The 17781-nt window shown below is 63.9% G+C and carries 18 protein-coding genes, 3 tRNA genes and 3 pseudogenes; 12 read left to right on the top strand and 12 right to left on the bottom strand.

Annotation, left to right across the window (positions count from 1 at the left end):
- Positions 1 to 25 precede the first annotated feature (25 nt).
- Both FCN77_RS02285 and FCN77_RS02280 read left to right on the top strand, forming a co-directional pair.
- Entirely contained in the window at positions 26 to 598 is a 573-nt protein-coding gene (locus FCN77_RS02285) for an RDD family protein (RefSeq protein WP_175417110.1), read from the top strand.
- Positions 599 to 656: 58 nt separating this feature from the next.
- Positions 657 to 1262, top strand: coding sequence for a hypothetical protein (locus FCN77_RS02280; protein ID WP_137320943.1), 606 nt, complete (start codon positions 657 to 659; stop codon positions 1260 to 1262).
- A 573-nt stretch (positions 1263 to 1835) separates the two neighbouring features.
- On the opposite strand, the gene FCN77_RS02275 is transcribed toward FCN77_RS02280, so the two are convergent.
- A complete protein-coding gene (locus FCN77_RS02275) occupies positions 1836 to 2282 on the bottom strand; it encodes an aminoglycoside 6-adenylyltransferase (protein ID WP_137320942.1) in 447 nt (148 codons plus the stop codon).
- Positions 2283 to 2600: 318 nt separating this feature from the next.
- Positions 2601 to 3197: pseudogene (locus tag FCN77_RS02270) on the bottom strand (IS3 family transposase); the annotation flags it as partial.
- A 276-nt stretch (positions 3198 to 3473) separates the two neighbouring features.
- On the opposite strand from FCN77_RS02270, the gene istA reads away from it, so the two are divergent.
- Positions 3474 to 4940 carry an IS21 family transposase gene (gene istA / locus FCN77_RS02265; RefSeq protein WP_137320941.1) on the top strand — a complete coding sequence of 489 codons (1467 nt, stop codon included), beginning with the start codon at positions 3474 to 3476 and terminating at the stop codon, positions 4938 to 4940.
- Complete coding sequence (istB, locus tag FCN77_RS02260; RefSeq protein WP_175417109.1) at positions 4937 to 5668, top strand: IS21-like element helper ATPase IstB; 732 nt, start codon at positions 4937 to 4939, stop codon at positions 5666 to 5668. The genes istA and istB overlap by 4 nt, the downstream gene beginning before the upstream one ends.
- An 84-nt stretch (positions 5669 to 5752) precedes the next feature.
- On the opposite strand, the pseudogene FCN77_RS02255 reads toward istB, so the two are convergent.
- The 5 genes and pseudogenes from FCN77_RS02255 to FCN77_RS02235 form a co-directional block, all read right to left on the bottom strand.
- Positions 5753 to 6342: pseudogene (locus FCN77_RS02255) on the bottom strand (transposase); the annotation flags it as partial.
- Between the two features lie 66 nt (positions 6343 to 6408).
- On the bottom strand, positions 6409 to 6789 hold the full coding sequence (locus FCN77_RS02250) for a nuclease-related domain-containing protein (RefSeq protein WP_254678817.1): 381 nt from the start codon (positions 6787 to 6789) through the stop codon (positions 6409 to 6411).
- A 981-nt stretch (positions 6790 to 7770) separates the two neighbouring features.
- A tRNA-Phe gene (locus FCN77_RS02245) sits at positions 7771 to 7846 on the bottom strand.
- Positions 7847 to 7894: 48 nt separating this feature from the next.
- A tRNA-Asp gene (locus FCN77_RS02240) sits at positions 7895 to 7968 on the bottom strand.
- Positions 7969 to 8083: 115 nt separating this feature from the next.
- Positions 8084 to 8156, bottom strand: a tRNA-Glu gene (locus tag FCN77_RS02235).
- Positions 8157 to 8330: 174 nt separating this feature from the next.
- Between FCN77_RS02235 and FCN77_RS02230 the strand changes: the two genes are divergently transcribed.
- Complete coding sequence (locus tag FCN77_RS02230; RefSeq protein WP_137320940.1) at positions 8331 to 9350, top strand: PHP domain-containing protein; 1020 nt, start codon at positions 8331 to 8333, stop codon at positions 9348 to 9350.
- A gap of 15 nt (positions 9351 to 9365) precedes the next feature.
- On the opposite strand, the gene FCN77_RS02225 is transcribed toward FCN77_RS02230, so the two are convergent.
- Positions 9366 to 9926, bottom strand: coding sequence for an isoprenylcysteine carboxylmethyltransferase family protein (locus FCN77_RS02225; protein ID WP_137320939.1), 561 nt, complete (start codon positions 9924 to 9926; stop codon positions 9366 to 9368).
- A gap of 118 nt (positions 9927 to 10044) precedes the next feature.
- Positions 10045 to 10647, bottom strand: coding sequence for a LysE/ArgO family amino acid transporter (locus tag FCN77_RS02220; protein WP_254678816.1), 603 nt, complete (start codon positions 10645 to 10647; stop codon positions 10045 to 10047).
- 69 nt (positions 10648 to 10716) lie between these two features.
- Here FCN77_RS02220 and FCN77_RS02215 point away from each other — a divergent pair, with 69 nt between their 5' ends.
- Entirely contained in the window at positions 10717 to 11598 is an 882-nt protein-coding gene (locus tag FCN77_RS02215) for an ArgP/LysG family DNA-binding transcriptional regulator (RefSeq protein WP_137320937.1), read from the top strand.
- 179 nt (positions 11599 to 11777) lie between these two features.
- Here the strand turns inward: FCN77_RS02215 and FCN77_RS25775 are convergent, their stop codons facing one another.
- Both FCN77_RS25775 and FCN77_RS02210 read right to left on the bottom strand, forming a co-directional pair.
- Positions 11778 to 11915 carry a hypothetical protein gene (locus FCN77_RS25775; protein WP_175417108.1) on the bottom strand — a complete coding sequence of 46 codons (138 nt, stop codon included), beginning with the start codon at positions 11913 to 11915 and terminating at the stop codon, positions 11778 to 11780.
- Between the two features lie 88 nt (positions 11916 to 12003).
- Entirely contained in the window at positions 12004 to 12273 is a 270-nt protein-coding gene (locus FCN77_RS02210; RefSeq protein ID WP_137320936.1) for a hypothetical protein, read from the bottom strand.
- A gap of 146 nt (positions 12274 to 12419) precedes the next feature.
- Here FCN77_RS02210 and FCN77_RS02205 point away from each other — a divergent pair, with 146 nt between their 5' ends.
- The 4 genes and pseudogenes from FCN77_RS02205 to FCN77_RS02190 all read left to right on the top strand — a co-directional run bounded on the left by FCN77_RS02205 (position 12420) and on the right by FCN77_RS02190 (position 15220).
- Entirely contained in the window at positions 12420 to 12707 is a 288-nt protein-coding gene (locus tag FCN77_RS02205; protein WP_137320935.1) for a winged helix-turn-helix domain-containing protein, read from the top strand.
- A gap of 152 nt (positions 12708 to 12859) precedes the next feature.
- Complete coding sequence (locus FCN77_RS02200) at positions 12860 to 13849, top strand: DMT family transporter (RefSeq protein WP_137320934.1); 990 nt, start codon at positions 12860 to 12862, stop codon at positions 13847 to 13849.
- Between the two features lie 9 nt (positions 13850 to 13858).
- Positions 13859 to 14287 carry a metallopeptidase family protein gene (locus FCN77_RS02195; RefSeq protein WP_137320933.1) on the top strand — a complete coding sequence of 143 codons (429 nt, stop codon included), beginning with the start codon at positions 13859 to 13861 and terminating at the stop codon, positions 14285 to 14287.
- A gap of 14 nt (positions 14288 to 14301) precedes the next feature.
- Positions 14302 to 15220: pseudogene (locus tag FCN77_RS02190) on the top strand (cation diffusion facilitator family transporter).
- A 114-nt stretch (positions 15221 to 15334) separates the two neighbouring features.
- On the opposite strand, the gene FCN77_RS02185 reads toward FCN77_RS02190, so the two are convergent.
- A complete protein-coding gene (locus FCN77_RS02185) occupies positions 15335 to 15913 on the bottom strand; it encodes a TetR/AcrR family transcriptional regulator (protein ID WP_175417107.1) in 579 nt (192 codons plus the stop codon).
- Positions 15914 to 16060: 147 nt separating this feature from the next.
- Between FCN77_RS02185 and FCN77_RS02180 the strand changes: the two genes are divergently transcribed.
- Complete coding sequence (locus FCN77_RS02180; RefSeq protein ID WP_254678815.1) at positions 16061 to 17110, top strand: zinc-binding dehydrogenase; 1050 nt, start codon at positions 16061 to 16063, stop codon at positions 17108 to 17110.
- A gap of 101 nt (positions 17111 to 17211) precedes the next feature.
- Positions 17212 to 17769 (top strand): isochorismatase family cysteine hydrolase, encoded by a 558-nt coding sequence (locus FCN77_RS02175; protein WP_137320931.1) that lies wholly within the window; start codon positions 17212 to 17214, stop codon positions 17767 to 17769.
- The last annotated feature ends 12 nt before the right edge of the window (positions 17770 to 17781 follow it).

Raw genomic sequence — 17781 nt, 5'->3', positions numbered from 1 at the left:
GGCATTGGAATAGGGGGATATCACCGTGGCAGGAAGATCATCCAGCAGCAACACCGGGCTGATCGACGCCGTCAATGGACGCCCCGTCCGCGTCCACCCGGCGTCGGGCACCTACTACGTATCAAAAGCGGGCTGGCCGCACTTCTGGGGCCGTGGACTGGATGCTGTGGTTGTCATCGTGGTTGGCGTCATCTTGATGGCCGTGCTGAACTCACTGGTCCAGAACCTTGCGTTGGGCTCGCTGTCCCTGGCCCTGCTTTCCAGCGGCGGGCTGTATTTCGCCGCCCTGGCTGTCATCTGGTTCGTGGTCCTGTTTGCCTATGGGATGGTCTGTGGGACCGTCGGTAGCCTTGGTGATGCTGCTGTGGGAATGAGGTCCGTCAGAATCGCGGACGGCACGACGTCGGGAGCCTGGCTCGGTGGGTGGAGGTCCGTCTGCTGGTCCTTCGCGCCCCTCTACTTCCTGCTGGCCTTCGCCTCCGCGCTCAGTGGAGGCAGCGGGGACACCTTTGACGAAAAGTTCAGGGCGGTAGATCTCCGGTCCGGTGTCGCCCAGGGGGCTGCTCCGATCCGGGATCCGGAGCTGGCCGGCCGCTGAGGCGACGCTGCCGCCGCTGATCTTTTGGTATCGGTGGACTAAGCCGGAGATGCTTCACTTGGCGAAGACCAGCCTGCCGACCCAGACCGAGTGCCGTTCGTTCGATTGCTCAACAACCGCTTCAGAGAGACTCAACGTGAGCCCAACAGACTTCGTCATTTTCCTCAACGGAACCTACGGCGTCGGGAAAACATCAACCCTGGACCACATTGGTGACTTGCTTTCACAGGCTCAGAAACCATTCAGCCTGATGGATGTCGATTGGTTCCATCGTTCATGGCCCCCAAGCGAAAATGACCCCACAAACACTGCGACCGAGGCCGCCAACATGGCCGCCGTGTGGCGCAACTACAAAAACACGGGCACACGGCAACTCGTCGTCGGTGGAGTCATTGCCACCCTCCAGGACCGCGCGCGCTACGGAGCCATATTCGAGTTACCCGTCCGGCCCATCCGTCTCATAGCCACCGAAGAAGAGACAGAAAAGCGGCTCCGCTGCCGTTACACGCCCGAGCAAGACTCCAGCCTTCAATGGCACCTCAAGCGCTATCGCCAGCTCAACTCCGCACTTACTGCGGCAGGCCTGGACGAAGCCATCATCGAAACAACCAGACGCAAACCGGTTCAAGTGGCAAGAGATGTCCTCAAGCACTTCGCCTTGTGAGGACCAGGGCAGCGCCCAAACACGTCGCGCAATTGCTAAGTGCCCGGCCGCGTACCGCCAGTCATGGCTTGCAGCTCCCTGGTGTGCGTCGTACTGAGGCCGGTTATTCGGCGGCGGGGACCTTGGGAAGATGTCCGAAGGCGCACTCGGTGCGAACTGGCAGCACTCCTCGCCCAGCGGCTGCCGGCTCTTCCGGACGTGCTGCTGGAAGCAGGAATATCCTACAGCTCGATCCCGAGTTCGTGCAGCCATAACCGTTTGGCGGCCTGCTCCAGCTCGGTCGGCCAAGGGGCGTGACACACGTCGGCGAGCCTGCCCTGTCCAGGTACTCCACAGCCAGAGCCCACTGCGCTTCCCGTAGTCCACCCTCGGTCAGGCCGATGGCTGGTAATCGCTCCAGGCAGTCCTGTTGCTCCCTGCTCAGATGCCTGGCAACACGTTTGGCCCCGGTCTCGTTCACGATCCCGTTCTCAGCCAGCATCAGCGGAACCAACAGACCATCGCGCATCATCACTGTTGTTTGTGAGAGTGCGATGAGGTCGCCCCGGTGTAGGGCAGCCACGGTGTTACCCATCAAATACAGGAAGATTTGGGCCTGCTGCGCCGGAAAAAGGGCGCCCCAGGAGACACCCCGGCCTTCGATGTGCTGGGGATCAGTGCATCTTTGTCCACCAGTACCTGTCGCGTTGTCTCCTGGCGTAGTTCTTCTTCCAACGAGTGAAGGTTCAGGTCGATATGAAGCCAATCAGGCGTTAGACAGATGAAGGCACCGGGTAACCCCGGGATGGCATCCGCCAGCACCAGAGGCATCAGCGATCCCAGCCATTCAACAGCGCCGAACGTCTCAGGTTCTTCAACAATGAGGTGCAAATCGATGTCGCTCCATTCGTCGGCCCCACCACGCGCAAAAGAGCCTTCCAACCATGCAGCACGCACTCGATGCTCATCGTTGCACGCCGCGAGCATTTGAAGGAGCGCGGGTCGAAGCCGGGCCGGGACTTCAGCAACTATCAGAGTCATCCACCGATTCTTCCAGTTACTTCCACTAACTCTTCCGGAAGACCGCCGGGACGCGTCCAAGTTTCTTGGAACCGAGACACCTGTCCCGGCTGCCTCGAAATGTATTTCCGAGTCTGTTGCACCGAAAGTCAGAAGCCGGCTGCACAGCCGTTTCCATGTCCGGCATAAGGAACCTTCACCGGGACACGCCCCATCTCATCCGTGAGAGCCTTGTCGAATGATTACTGAACATGCTCTGCTTCCCGTTGTCCCGGGAACGGAGACGGAGTTCGAGTGAGCTGCTGCGGTGATTTCGGACAGCGGAATTAGTGGATTCTTCTACGCTGCCAAGGCTGGCTGTTGATAACCATAGTGGACTTCGTTGGGCCGCCGGTAACCGAGCGCGGAGTGACGGCGCCGGCTGTTGTAAAACCCCTCGATGTACCGGATGACGTCGCTCCGGGCTTGTGATTTTGTCGCATAAACGGTCCGGTACACACGCTCGTTTTTCAGGGCTGAGAAGAACGATTCGGCCATGCTGTTGTCCCAGCACACGCCGGTGCGTCCCATCGAGGAGCGCATGCCGAGGCTGGCCACCAGGGCCCTGAACTCGGTCGAGGTGTAGACGCTGCCCCGGTCGGAGTGCCAGATCGCGTCAGGCTCGATCCGGGTTGTGGCGGCGGCGTTCTTGAGCGCGTCGGCGACGAGCTCGGTGCGCATGTGATCGGCGATGGACCAGCCGACGACTTTCTTCGAGTAGCAGTCGATGACGGTGGCGAGGTAGACGAATCCTTGCCAGGTGTGGATGTAGGTGATGTCGCCGACGAACTTCACCCCGGGACGGTCGGCGGTGAAGTCCCGCTTGAGGAGGTCGGGCATGCCCGCGGCAGCCTCAGCATCAGCCTCGGTGGTGATGCGGAACGGACGTGGTTGACAGGCTGTGTGTGATCGACTATCTGTAGGCCGTTTCAGCCGAGAAATCCTGCCGAGTTGGTGGCTGGTTTCCGGCCAAAAGAGCGCTAAGAATCAGGCCAGGCGGTTCCCGTTCAAATCATGGATTTGGGATTGCGCAGAGATTGAGATCAGCCGGTGGCCCGGGGCGGTTCCCAGTGTGTTGGGAACATGGGCCCGCCACCCCAGATAGGTTCCTTACGGCGCTGCTGTTGACAGAGCGATTGCGCCGGAAGGGCTGGAAAGCAGATGACGGTACCCATGTCCGTTCAAGAAAATATCAGAAGGCTCGATTCCCAGGGAGTCCCGGGGCGTGAGATCGCCCGCAGGCTGGGTGTCAGCCGTGATTCGGTGGCCAAGTACGCCGAGCAGCAGGACTTCTCCCCGGCACCGCCGGCGGCTTCGGCCCGGCCCGGAGGCTCGGTGTTGACCGGGTTCGAGCGCATCATCGAGGTGTGGCTCGCCGAGGACCAGCGCCGGCCACGCAAGCAGCGGCACACTGCCAAACGCATCTTCGACCGGCTCGTTGACGAGCATGGTTTCACCGGCACCTATTCTCCGGTCCAACGCCACGTGAAGAAGTGGGCTGCCCGCAACCGGCAGGACGGGGAGGGATATACCGAGCTGGTGTGGCCGGCAGGGACGGTGCAGGTCGACTTCGGGCAGGCGGAGGCCATCATCGCCGGGATCCGGCAGGTTCTGCACATCCTGGTGGTGACCTTCCCGTTCTCGAACATGCGCTTCGTCCAGGCCTACCGCGGCGAGACCGCCGAATGCGTCTGCCACGGACTGCGGACGGTGTTCGAACATATCGGGGCCGCTCCGAGGCACCTGGTCTTTGACAATGCCACGGGCATCGGGCGCCGGGTGGGCACCAAGGTCGTGGAGTCCAAGCTGTTCGCCGCGTTCAAGCTGCACTACCGCTCCGAATCCCGCTACTGCAACCCGTATTCGGGACATGAGAAGGGCAACGTGGAAAACGCGGTCGGGTTCCTGCGCCGCAACCTCATGGTCCCCGAGCCCGAGGCCGCCACCTTGGCCGGGCTCAACGAGGTTTTGCTGGCGCGGTGCGATGCGTTGGCAGCCACCACGCATTACCGCGAAGGCCTGCCCTTGGGCGAGCTGTTCGTCCAGGACCGGGCAGCGTCCCTGGCATTGCCCGGGATCGGGTTCGACCCGGTGCGCTACGAGTCACGCAAGGCTGATAAGACAGGGAACCTGCTCATTGACGGGAATACCTACGCCGCCGGGCCAGCCTTTCACGGGCGGATGCTCACCGTCGGGTTGCGCCACGACGTGGTGCAGATCCTCGATGAACATGCCGAGCCCGTCAGGTCCTTCCCGCGGGCCTTCGGGCGGCAGACCGAGACGATCTTCGAGCCTGCGTCCTTGCTGCCATTGCTGGTGACCAAGCCCGGTGCGTGGGGCCATTCCCCGCTGCGGGCCCTGGTCACCGATCCGGTGCGCGACTGGCTGGACAAGGCAACGGCCACCGATCGGCGCCGGCTGCTTAACGCGGTGGATGCTGCGTCCGGGTCCGCTGGCTTCGACGCCGCGATTGCCGCCGCCGACACGCTGATCCGCCGCGGAGACACCCCGGACATGGCGGCCCTGGGCATGCTCGCCCGCCGGCTGGCCCACGGCACCGAACCGGCCGCCGCAAACGTGGACTTAAGCGTCTATGACACCTTCACCACCCTTAACACGAGCACCGGAGAAGTCGCATGAACCCGATCACCGTCCAAGACATCCTCGAAGCGGGCAAACATACCTCACTGACCGGCAGCGTGCTAACCGAATGGGCCGAGAAAGGCACCCCGAAACAACGCGAATACCTCCACGAGGTCCTGCTCGCGGAACACGAATCCCGGCAGGAATCACGCCGCCAGCGGCTGCTGAAATCCGCGAGGCTACCGGCCATGAAAACACTCACCGGATTCGACTACACCAGTGTCAGGTTCCCCGAGGACTACGGCCGCGAACCCCTCGAATCCCTGGAGTTCATCACCCGGGCCCAGGACCTGGTCCTCTACGGAGACGTCGGCACCGGAAAAACCCACATGGCCACCGCCCTGGTGGCAGCCGCATGCCGGCAGGGCATCCCAGCCAGGTTCTTCACCACCTCCGCCCTGGTCATGATGCTGCGCCGGGCCAAGGACGAGGACCGGCTGGACAAGGAACTCGCCTCCCTGGCCAAAAACCAGCTCCTGGCCATCGATGAACTGGGCTACCTTCCGATCGACACGGAAGGGGCCAGACTCCTGTTCCAGGTCATCGCCGACGGCTACGAAAAACGCAGCCTCATCATCACCACCAACCTCGAATTCTCCCGCTGGGGAACGGTGTTCGGGGACGACAACATGGCAGCAGCCGTCATCGACCGGCTGGTGCACCACGGGCGCCTGCTGCAATTCCGTGGTGAGTCCTACCGGGTCAAAAATGCCCTGATGAAATAACCAAACAGCTGAAAGGGCCTGGAAACGTGCCGAGGTGGCCTGATTCTTAGCGCTGAAATGGCCTACTTAAAGTTGACGAAACACACAGGCCACCAGGCCCTGGCAGCGCATGATCTGCCGCACCAACTCCGGAGAACACTCGGTCTGTTCCGCGGCGAGATCGGCATGGATGCGCCGGTACCCGTACGTGCCCTCGGACTCCTCGAAGAAGTGCCGGACCCGCGCCGTCAGGCCCTGGCGGCGCCCCGAGGTGGCCGATTGCGGGCGGGTGGCCCAGTGATAGAAACCGGACGTCGAGACGGCCAGCCAGCGGCACATTCTCACGACCGAATTCAGATTGGCGGGCTCAGCTTTTTGGGAATCGATGAATTCATACTTGCTCACTACCGCTGCTCCCGCGCGAAGTAAGCGCTGGCTTTTTTCAAAAAGGCAGTCTCCGCCCGCAGCTCTTGAACTTCACGCTCGAGCTCCTTCAGCCGCGCCCGTTCCGACACCGTCAGATCCGCCTCCGTGCCGCCGTTGGCCGCGCGGTACTTGACCAGCCAGTTCCGGAGCGTCTCGGGGCCGACACCATACGCGGTGGCCACGTCCTTGATCGGCCTGGACGTGTTGATCACCTCGCGGCACAACTCGTCCTTGAACTCCTGGGTAAATCGCTTGCGTGATGCGGTCATGCTGATCTCTACTTTCGGTAGACCCCCATTTTAAGAGGGCCCGCTATCCGAAATCCCCGCGGCAGCTCAGAGCTTCTCGACGCGTGGGCGAAGGATGCCACCCTCGATCTTCAGTTCAGGCCGTCCCTTGTACCGCTTGGCATCGATCACCCAGATCCCACCGGGAGTGATGGCGATGTGGTCGATGTTGGCCTTCGAGCCGGGGATGCGTCGGTCATGGAGGACAGCCAGGCCATCGGCGGCCAGGGCATTAAGCCGAGCGCCGAGGCGTTCCTCACCGATCGCGCCCCGATCCCAGGACTTGGTGTGCGACCGCTCGTCAGAAAGAGCGACTGCCAGGCCACCGAAGCGACCCCACTTCTCGCGGAGCTTTTCCTCGTCCTTCGCCTTGCGGCGCTCATATTCGCGCCGGGCAGACGACCCGGCTACTCCGGACCCAGTGGACAACGACTCATCACAAGGTGGTTCCGGGTCGGGGACATAGTTTCCGTGGCCTCGGTGGTACACACCAAGCAGCGGATGGTCTTCGTCTCGCTCTCATAGATCGCTTCTGTCCCGGCCGGAAGAGAGGCACCACACAGGCGACACGCTCCGGCGTACCGGAGCCTCATCTGCTTCACGAGGAGGCACCTTGGATCATCGGCACGGACCCAGTCTGCATGTAGATCACAGCGGTTAGTCCGCGGATACCCATTGCCATGGCCCAATCTTCGCCCACGGCAAGAACTTTTTCGGGGTGAACCGCGCGTAGCGGCACCCAAAGACCTCGCGAACTGTCTCAGTAAAGGATCCTTTATCGAGACGGCACGGCCGACTGACGGCGTTTGGGCGAACCCGGCGCTGATTACGGGATCCCGGTCCCGGGATCGTCTCGTCAATGTGTCTCACGTCGGCTGTTCTCAACAAATCCGCACGTGGCCTTTGATGATCATTTGAGGAGTCGGCACTGGGAGTATCGGTGGAATCAGTAGGGGGACGCCTCCAGGCGCTCAGCCGCCGGGAGCGGCAGATATACTGCCCCGTCTGGTCGGCGGATCAGTACATCTGATAGAGCCACGGTTGGCGAAGCCTGGAAAAAGACTACTGGGGGTTGGCTCCATTTCGAGGAGTGCAAGGAGCGCCGGCGGTATTTCTCTCGACATAATGCACATCCTGCCGCCTCGTGGCCTCACTTCATGTCAGCCCCCACAGAACACTTGGTTTGAGTCAGCGAGACCGTAGCACGGTGTGCTGCTGTCAGCAACGCACTATCTTGGGGGACCTAGGACCTGCGCCCCTTATTGGCGACCTACGGCTACCAAGGGAATACCCGAGGAGAGCCCCTGACTCTAGCTGTTTTCGCCTGTTCCAAGCTGACTAGTCATCTTCGTCAAGAATGAAAAAACCCCGCTATTCCCTTGTAAACACTGGGAACAACGGGGTTCTAGCTGGTGGCTCCGACCGGCGTCGATCCGGTGACCTTTCGATTTTCAGTCGAACGCTCTACCAACTGAGCTACAGAGCCTAGGTGACATGTCACCATGACAGCCGGAATTTCTTCTGGCAATCAGAGCGACCCTGACGGGACTTGAACCCGCGACCTCCGCCGTGACAGGGCGGCGCGCTAACCAACTGCGCTACAGGGCCTTGCTTGTTTACTGCTTGTACTGCGTGCTTCTTGCTGTCTGCCGTATCGCTACCGCAAATTTTCAAGGCCTTTAGCCTACCAGACTTTTTGGCCCGGCTTGACCACTTCCTTGCGTACCCCCAACGGGATTCGAACCCGTGCCGCCGCCGTGAAAGGGCGGTGTCCTAGGCCGCTAGACGATGGGGGCCTGAACTCAATTCGGCGCATTCAGGGCAAAAATAAAGGGCCGAAGCCTTTCGCTCTTGCCCTTTTCGAGTTGCTCCGAACTGGACTATAAAAGTGTAGGGCAGACCTCGGGAATATCCAAAATCGGCCTCGCACGGGTGCAAGATCCGGTGCAACGTGGGTGGAAGATGGACAGATGGATGCCGTTGATGCCCTCAATGAGATCGCCTTCTGGCTGGAACGCGAACTGGCGCCCACTTTCAAAGTTCAGGCATTCCGGAAAGCTGCCGGGATCATCGCGGGCCTGGAGCCTGACGAGGTGGCGGCCCGCGCCCGCAACGGCAGGCTGAAGAGCATGAAGGGGATCGGGGACCGGACCTTCGAAGTGATCAGGCAGGCGGTCGACGGCGGCGTCCCCGACTACCTCGAAGGCCTGCGGCAGCGCGGACAGGAGCCGTTGGCCGCTGGCGGCGCTGAACTGCATTCTGCACTCCGCGGGGACCTGCACAGCCACAGCGACTGGTCCGACGGCGGGTCCCCGATCGAACTCATGGCCGACGCCGCCCGGGCTCTGGGCCGGGAGTACCTGGCACTGACAGACCACTCCCCCAACCTCAAGATCGCCAACGGCCTCAGCGCCGAACGCCTCACGGAGCAGCTGGACGTCGTTGCGGGGATCAACGACGGCGGCGGCGGCTTCCGCCTGCTGGCCGGCATCGAAGTGGACATCCTGGAGGACGGCACCCTGGACCAGACGCCCGACATGCTGGACCGGCTGGACGTTGTGGTGGCGAGCGTCCACTCGAAACTCCGTGCCGACCGGCGCACCATGACCGAACGGATGCTGGGCGCCATCAGCGATCCGCACATGAATATCCTCGGCCACTGCACGGGCCGCCTGTTGCAGGGATCCAGGGGAACCCGGCCCCAGTCCGAGTTCGACGCGAAGCGCGTGTTCGCGGCCTGCGCCGCACAGGATGTCGCCGTCGAAATCAATTCCCGGCCCGAGCGTCAGGATCCGCCGGACGAGCTGATCCAGCTGGCCCTCGATGCGGGCTGCCTCTTTAGCATCGACAGTGACGCCCATGCGCCGGGCCAGCTGGATTTCCTGCAGTACGGCGCGGAGCGCGCGGCCTCGAACGGCGTGCCGGCCGAACGGATTGTCACCACCTGGCGGCTGGACCGGCTGCTGGAGTGGGCGAGCCAAGGAAAATAGCGGCGGGAGCCGCCGCTAACGTCCGGAGGCTTCCGGCCCCTCGGGCCGCCATGGTTCGGGCCGCCATGGTGCGAGCCTGGGCAGCCAGCGCGGCACGTTCCGGCGGTACTCCTCGTATTCCGCGCCAAACTTCCGGGCCAGGGTGGGCTCCTCGTACAGCCTGACGAATGCCACCACCGGGACGGCGCCGATAACCAGTGCCGCGAAGAGCTTCGGCTGGCCAAGGAGGAGTCCCTGCCCGGCGACGGCGGCAGCTATGGACACGTACATCGGATTCCGCACGTACCTGTAGAGCCCGCCCACCACCAGTTGCTTGGGCGGGGCAAAAGGCGCGGGCGTCCCCAGGCCCTCAACGGCGAAATGCACGAAGGAGTTGGCGATCACGGCCGCGCCCCCGCCGATCAGGAGGGCGCCGGTGACCTGCACCGGCACTCCGCCGGGAACCGGCGCCGCCGCTTCCCAGCGGGTCAGGAGCCACGGCACCACACCTGCCGCGGTTGCGGGGGCAACGGCGAACACCGCCGTGCCGATGGCTGCCCGCCTTCGTTCACGCGCCGAGGCTGCAGATGCTGTCATACCAGCAATCCTGAACCCGCCGCGCTGAGCGGACAAGGGCCCATGGGCCCCCTAACGGCATTGCGGCCGCCGCGGCAGCCGCACCGGGAGACGGGCCCATAAACAGGCCCGATACGGCTCAGGCAACCAGCAAGATGGCCATCGTGACCATGACGGCGGCGATGGCGGCGTCAAGCATGCGCCACGCGCTCCGGCGCCGGAAAACCGGGGTCAGGAACCGCGCACCGATGCCCAGGGCCGTGAACCAGGCGATGCTTGCCAGTCCCGCCCCCGCGGCAAACCACCACCGGCCGTCCGGGCCGTGGGTGCTGGCCAGTGACCCGAGCAGCAGAACGGTGTCCAGGTACACGTGCGGGTTCAGCCAGGTGAAGGCCAGGCCGGTCGCCAGGACGGACATCCAACTGACGGGCCGCCCCGTGTTGAGCTGTTCCAGCGCCTGCCCGCGGACGGCCCGCCAGGCGGCAAGGGCACCGTAGGCGGCCAGGAAGACGGCGCCCGCCCAGCGCACCACGTCCAGTACTGCCGGCGCGCGTTCGATCACGATGCCGATGCCCGCCACGCCCAGCACAATCAGGACCAGGTCGGAGACGGCACAGACGGCAATAACGAGCGCGACGTGCGAGCGCTGGAGGCCCTGGCGGAGGACGAAGGCATTCTGGGCGCCGATGGCAACGATGAGGGACAGGCCGCTGGCCAGGCCTGAAAACACGGGGATGATCACGCTCCCAACGCTAGGAGGAAATCGATCATGAAACCAGTTAAACATTCTTCGAGTAGATAAGATGAGCTAATGATCGACATTCACCCGGATCAGGCCCGTACGCTGGCGGCCATCGTCACCCAGGGAAGTTTCGACGCCGCCGCCAGCCACCTTCTGATCACCGCTTCCGCCGTCAGCCAGCGCATCCGCGCCCTCGAGGTGGCGGTCGGCCGTCCGGTCCTGAGGAGAACCAGGCCGATTGAACTCACCGAATCCGGCCAGGCCGTGGTGCGGTTCGCCCGCCAGCTTGAAATGCTTTCCGCGGACCTCGCCGAGGAGCTGCAGCCGGGTACCGCGCATCCGGACGCGCGCCTCACACTGGTGATCAACAGTGATTCGCTGCACACCTGGGCGTTGGCGGGGCTGGCTGCGGTGGCCGGCACGGTCCAGCTGGAAATCCTGCGCGAGGACCAGGACTATTCACTGGAACTGCTCCGCAGCGGCGCAGCGGCGGCGGCCATCACGGCCACAGCCAAACCGGCTCCCGGCTGCACCTCCCGCCGGCTCGGCATCATGCGATACCTGCCGGTCTGCACCCCGGACTTCGCCGAAACCTGGTTCCGCGGCGGTGCGACGGCCGAGGCCTTTGCGCTGGCCCCCGTCATCATCTTCGACCGCAAGGACGACCTCCAGGACCGCTACCTTCGGCGGTTCAGCCGCAAACCTCTCCAGCCACCGCGGCATTATGTGCCCGCCGCCCACGAATTCGGTGAGGCCATCCGGCTGGGCATGGGATGGGGTCTGCTACCCGAGATTGAGATCGGCGACGACCTCGGGCATCGTGCGCTGACGACGCTGGCCCCCAAGTCGTTCGTGGACGTCCCGCTGCACTGGCAGCAGTGGCGCTATGGTTCCACCGTCCTGGACGGGGTCGCAGCAGCGATCCAGGACGCCGCGCGCGTCCTTCGGTAGGCCGCCCGTCAGCCGGGGGACAGCGCCCACCTAAATTCGTGATTGCCGTCCCTTCCTGCAAATAGCAGCACCGCAGCCCGCATCTCCTTACCGAGACCCCGACCTTGATACTCCTGGGAAAGCCACGAACAGGTGGTCACGGTTTCCCGGCGCATCCGTCCAAGACACTCCAAACGGCATCACGGCAGGTCATGGATGCCGGCCAGGGCGGCGTTGATGACACCGGGCAAATCCTCGTCCCGGACGAGCCGTAGTTCAAGCCGGGGGCTGCTGATCTTAAGGCCGAACATCGGCCACACATCGAACAACGGAGTCATGGCCCAAACCTACACACGGCCGCCCGGATTCCGCTTCCCAATCAGGTACGCCATACTGGCCGCCGTCGGCTGTCCGTCAGCCGACCCGTCAGAAAGACATCTCGCGCGCCCGGAGCCGAGCCGGCTTCGGGAAGGGAAGCGCGAAGTGCAGCTGAGGTGCGTCGGCGGCACTCCAGTCATCCTTCATTACTTTGATTGCCTCCGGAGAGACTTCGGTAAGGCGCACAGCAAGCCAGCGACCGTCATCGAGCTGAAGCTCATACGCATCAGCGAGGTAGCCCATGCCCGCTGCATCAAGCGTTTCCTCGGCGATCAGCCAATCGACAACATCAGTCCGCCTCCGGCCATGCAAGTCCATTCAGGGTGAACAGTCACGGCATCCGCTACCGCCCGGGAAGGATTTTCCCTGTGGTGATCCTCAGCCGGCCTGCACCACAACGAGTATGAAATCTGTCTGCAACAGTTCTGGGGTGTAATTGCGAGTCAGCTTTGAAAGGCAGCGGAATGAACGGCACAATCAACGGCACAAGAATCGCGGGTCCCACCGCTGGGGGCGCGCAGACAATCGAGCTCCGGCCCAACCCGGTCCGCGCCCAAATCGTGGACCATCTCGCACGGCGCGGAGCAAGCCGGATATCGGATATTAGCGACGCAGTGAACTCGCCCCGGGCCAGCGTGCAATATCACTTGCTCAGGCTGGAGGACGCATCGATGGTCAGGTCCAACATCCCGTCAGGCGAAAGAGCCAGATTCACCCCCTACTACTACCTGACAACCAGGGCCGCCACATGATGCAGCTGCGAATTCCGGGGCCATGATCGCACGCGCAAAACGGCAGTAACAGGGATTGCTGGGAGCAACCAGGCATGTTTATGGCAGGATCTCGACTAGACGTGACCGATTTCCGCCAGCCCCACACCGGCGCCAAGGGCTAGATTGGCAGCATGGCTACCACCGCCGAATCCGGCCCCAATCCGTCCGCAGCCCCCCACAAAGGGTCTCCGCACGCTGCCCCCGCACCCGCCCCGCAGCTAAAGCCGGCACTCATCCCGCCCGCTCCCAGGCCCTCGCCGGTCAACAAGCTCGGCGTCGCCGCCGTCGTCATCACGGTGGTCCTGTGGGCGTCCGCGTTCGTGGGCATCCGCGCCGTGGGTCCCAGCTTCTCCCCCGGTTCCCTGACCTTGGGACGGCTGGCGATCGCCGCCGTCGTGCTTGGTTTGGTGGTGCTGCCCAAGCTGCGGAACCTGCCCAAAGGCCGGGAGTGGTGGCCCATCCTCGCGTACGGCGTGATGTGGTTCGGCGGCTACAACGTGGCCCTCAACGCGGCGGAGCACACGCTCGACGCCGGCACCGCGGCCCTGCTGATCAACGTCAACCCCATCCTGGTCGCCGTGATGGCCGGAGTGATCCTCAAAGAGGGATTCCCGCGCTGGCTCATCATCGGCAGCCTGATAGCGTTCGCCGGCGTTGCAGTCATCGCGCTGGGCTCCGGTCAACGGTCGACGGCGGATGTGGTGGGCGTGCTGCTCTGCCTCCTCGCCGCCGTGCTCGCCGCCGTCAGCGTCATCGTCCAGAAGCCGGTGCTGCGGAAGTTCCCCGCGGCGCAGGCCACCTGGTTCGGAATCATGATCGGCGCCATCTGCTGCCTGCCGTTCAGCGGCCAGCTGCTGGGCGAACTGCAGCGGGCCCCGCTGCCGGCCACGCTGGGACTGGTGTATCTGGGGATCTTCCCGACGGCGATCGCGTTCACAACGTGGGCGTACGCGCTCTCGCTCATCGACGCGGGAAGGCTGGCCGCCACAACCTACCTGGTCCCCGGCACCACAATCCTCATCTCCTGGCTGGTTCTCGGTGAAGTGCCCACGGCGTGGGGCCTTGTCGGCGGCGTGATCTGCCTGCTGGGCGTGGGGCTGACGCGGCGAAAATCCCGCTAGAGTCTTGGTATGCCCGCCAACCTGCCGCCAGGTCTCCCCATCGTCCCGGACGGCGCGGATGACGGCACGCCGTTCCCCATGACCGAGGAAGATTTCGAATCGGCAGTCAGCGCCGCGCTGGAACGCATCCCGCCGGACGTGGCGCGTGCCATGGACAACGTGGCCGTGTTCATCGAGGACGACTACATCCCGCAGCCCGGCGAGGACCCGGACACCGTGCTGCTGGGGCTCTACGAAGGCGTTCCGCTGACCGAACGCGATGCCTGGTGGGGCGCCGGCTCGCTCCCGGACCGCATCACCATCTACCGCGGGCCCATCCTGGAAATCTGCTCCTCACGCGAAGAGGTCATCCAGGAAGTGGCCATAACAGTGACGCATGAGATTGCCCACCACTTCGGCATCAGCGACGAACGGCTGCACGAACTGGGCTGGGACTAGCTAGCCTTGTAGGCATGGGACACGACCACAGCCACTCGCACGGCATTACCGCCACCGGCCAGCACCGCAAACGCCTGATCGCCGTCCTGGGCATCACCCTTGCCGTGGTCCTGATCCAGATCGTCGGCGCCGTGATCTCCGGTTCCCTGGCGCTGCTGGCCGACGCCGGGCACATGCTGTCCGACGCGGCCGGCGTGTTCATTGCCCTGCTGGCCGCCTGGATCGCCACCCGGCCCGCGAGCGACCAGCGGACCTACGGGTACCTGCGTGCCGAGGTCCTGGCCGCCCTGGCCAATGCGCTGGTGCTGATCGTGATCTCCGTGGTGATCTTCACCGAGGCCGTCCGGCGGATCGGTTCGGCGCCCGAAGTCCAGACCGATGTGATGCTGTATGCGGCCATCCTGGGCGCCGTGGCCAACCTGGGGTCCCTGCTGATCCTGCGCGGCGCCCAGAAGGAGAGCCTCAACGTGCGGGGGCCTACCTCGAGGTGCTGGGGACCTGCTGGGCTCGTTCGCCGTCATCGTTGCGGCCGTGGTGATCATGGTTACCGGCTTTCAGGCGGCGGACACCATTGCCTCCATGGTCATCGCCGTGATGATCCTTCCCCGGGCGTGGCACCTGCTCCGCGACGTGGTGGACGTCCTGCTCGAGGCCACGCCCAAGGGCGTTGAAGTCCAGATGATCCGCGAGCACATCCTGTCCGTGGACGGCGTGGTATCCGTGCACGACATCCATATCTGGACCATCACCTCCGGCGTGCCCGTCTTCTCCGCCCACGTGGTGGTAGAGGACGCCGTGCTGAGCGCCCGCGGCGCTGACCAGGTGCTGGACAAGCTCACCACCTGCCTGGGCTCGCACTTCGACACCGAGCACTGCACATTCCAGCTGGAGCCCGAGAGCCACTCCGAACACGAGTCCCACCAGCACGCCTGAGCGGCTGAGCGGCTGAGCGGCTGAGCGGCTGAGCGGCTGAGCGCAGTATGGCCGGGCAAGCGACCGCCTCGTCAATGCCCGGCTAACAGCCATAGGTTCTCCCCGGTCAACCGCCTAGGAATCGCCCGGCGGCCGGTATGGCGCCAGTATCCGGTGCACCGCCTCACTCAACACGCTCCGAAGGGTCGCCGCCTCAACGCGGGTCCAGCTCGGGTCCGAGCCGACCGCCATGAGTCCGCCCCCGGCCAGAGCAAGCGCGACCCGTGCGTCGGGCGCCGGTTCGAGGCCGACGAGTAGCTCATCCAGGCGTGCCATGAGTCCACGGAATTCAGGATCGCCCTCGACCATCTCGGCAACCTCTGTATCGCGACGCAGTAAGGATGCGACCCGTCCCTGCTCGATCACCACATCGACCAGGCCACCCACCGCGACGTCGAACCGCCGCAGCGCTGACTCTTCGCTTTCGGCATTAGCCACGACGTCCGCAATCCGGGCCACTGCCGGAGCTATCACCGCAAGCACGATCTCGCGCTTCGAGCGGAACTGAAAGTACACCGCAGCCTTCGTCACGCCGATGCTGTCGGCAATCATCTGGAGCGAAGTCGCGTGAACACCGCGTTCCAGGAAGAGTGCCTGGGCCGCCGCCACGACGCGCGACCTCGCGGAGCCCTCGTGGTCAACCAGTGCTGCCATGCAGTTTCCTCTCATCGGGGGCGACGAAACCCGCGTAGTGACCTATACTAGCCGAACGGCTAGTTACTAGCCGTTCGGCTAGTTTGATTTTGGTCTTCCCTTCGGGCAGGAGTGGCAGGTCGCGGAGAACGAAAGGCATCAACAACCATGAACACACCGGATTCGAACACGCGTCCCGAGAGAATGAAAACAGTTGTGGTTACCGGCCCCGGGCAGGTCTCCGTGCTCGACGCTGCACGCCCGGCCCCCGGGCCGAATGATGTGTTGGTCAAGATCCGGGCCTGCGGGATCTGTGGATCAGATGCCTTCTACATCAGCAGAGGCGGCATCCCTCCCCGCGAAGGCAGTACGCCGCTCGGCCATGAGCCGGCGGGTGAGGTCGTGGAGGTCGGTGCGAACGTGACCGGGATACCGCTTGGGTCACACGTGGTGATCAATCCGATGGCGGCCCCGAGCGGGATCATCGGCAACGGCGGCGCCACGGGGGCGCTGGCTGACTTTCTGCTGATCGAAAACGCAGAGTTGGGCAAAAGCCTCGCGATGGTGCCCAAGCACGTCCCGTTCGACGTAGCCGCCCTCAACGAACCGATGGCCGTCGCCCGCCATGGCGTCAACCGCGTCGATCCGCGCCCAGGAGACCGTGTAGTTGTCTTCGGGGCCGGCCCGATCGGGTTAGGCGCGGCGATCAGCTTCAAACTTCGCGGCGTTGAAAGCGTGGTCGTCGTCGACATGATTGCTTCCCGGCTCGACACGGCGCTGCAGGTTGGTGCCGACGCGGTGGTCAACTCAGCCGAAGAAGACCTGATAGACAGGCTGGTGGAACTGCACGGCAACGCTCCGCGGCGGCCGGGCGAAAAACGCCCGGGCACGGATATTTTCTTCGACGCGGCCGGAGCGCCCTCGGTGATCGAAACCGTGCTCAAGACCGCCAAGCACGGCGCAACGCTCGGCATCGTCGCAGTGCACAAGAAGCCGATCGAAGTCGACTTTGGGGGCATCCTAAGCACCGAACTCACCATCGTGATGGCAAGCGGATATCCGACCGAGATCTTCCAGGTTACCGACGACATCATCGAGAACTGGGAGCGCTATGCGCCCATAATCAGCGACCGATTCCCGTTTGCGGACGTCGAACAGGCGCTAATCACAGCCAGCACGCCGGGAGCGGCCGACAAGGTCATCGTGACATTTCCCTAATGCCCACGACCGCTTACCAACGGTCTGTTTGAACAGGTCACAGTGGGGTTTGGCCGCGCCACGGGAAGTCCCGACAAACCGCAACACCAGGGAGAACCTCCATGTCCATAAGTGCGCTTGACGAACAGGCCGCCCTGATCGTTATCGACCTGCAAGTCGGCACCGTCGCCAACCCCACCGCGCACCCTGCCGGGGAAGTCGTAGCCAGGGCCCGCGAACTGCTTGCTGCCTTCCGCCGCCGAAGACTCCTGGTGGTGCTCGCCAACGTCGACGGAACGCCGGCAGGTCGCACGGAGTACAGCGAGGGTGCGCGTGATTTCCCGCCCGAGTGGAAACAACTCTTGCCCGAACTCGACCAGCAGCCCGACGACGTCACCCTCACGCGTCGAACCTGGAGCGCGTTCGCCGGCACCGGCCTGGCCGTCCTGCTGACGGAGGGTGGTGTAACCCAGGTGGTGCTCGCGGGGATGGCGACCAGCTTCGGCGTTGAGTCCACGGCCCGCGACGCGTACGACCTCGGCTTCAACGTGGTGCTGGCGCTTGATGCGATCACAGATCCAAACCCGCATGCCCATGACAACAGCGCCACCCGCGTTTTCCCCGCGTTGGGGCAGACAGGGCCGGTGTCGGAGATCATCACCCTTCTCGGCGAGCGCTGAGCAGCGCTTGCC

It is taken from the genome of Arthrobacter sp. 24S4-2, assembly GCF_005280255.1.
Classification (GTDB): domain Bacteria; phylum Actinomycetota; class Actinomycetes; order Actinomycetales; family Micrococcaceae; genus Arthrobacter.
Note: the sequence above shows the minus strand (reverse complement) of the source record. Positions and strands in the feature narration are given on the sequence as shown.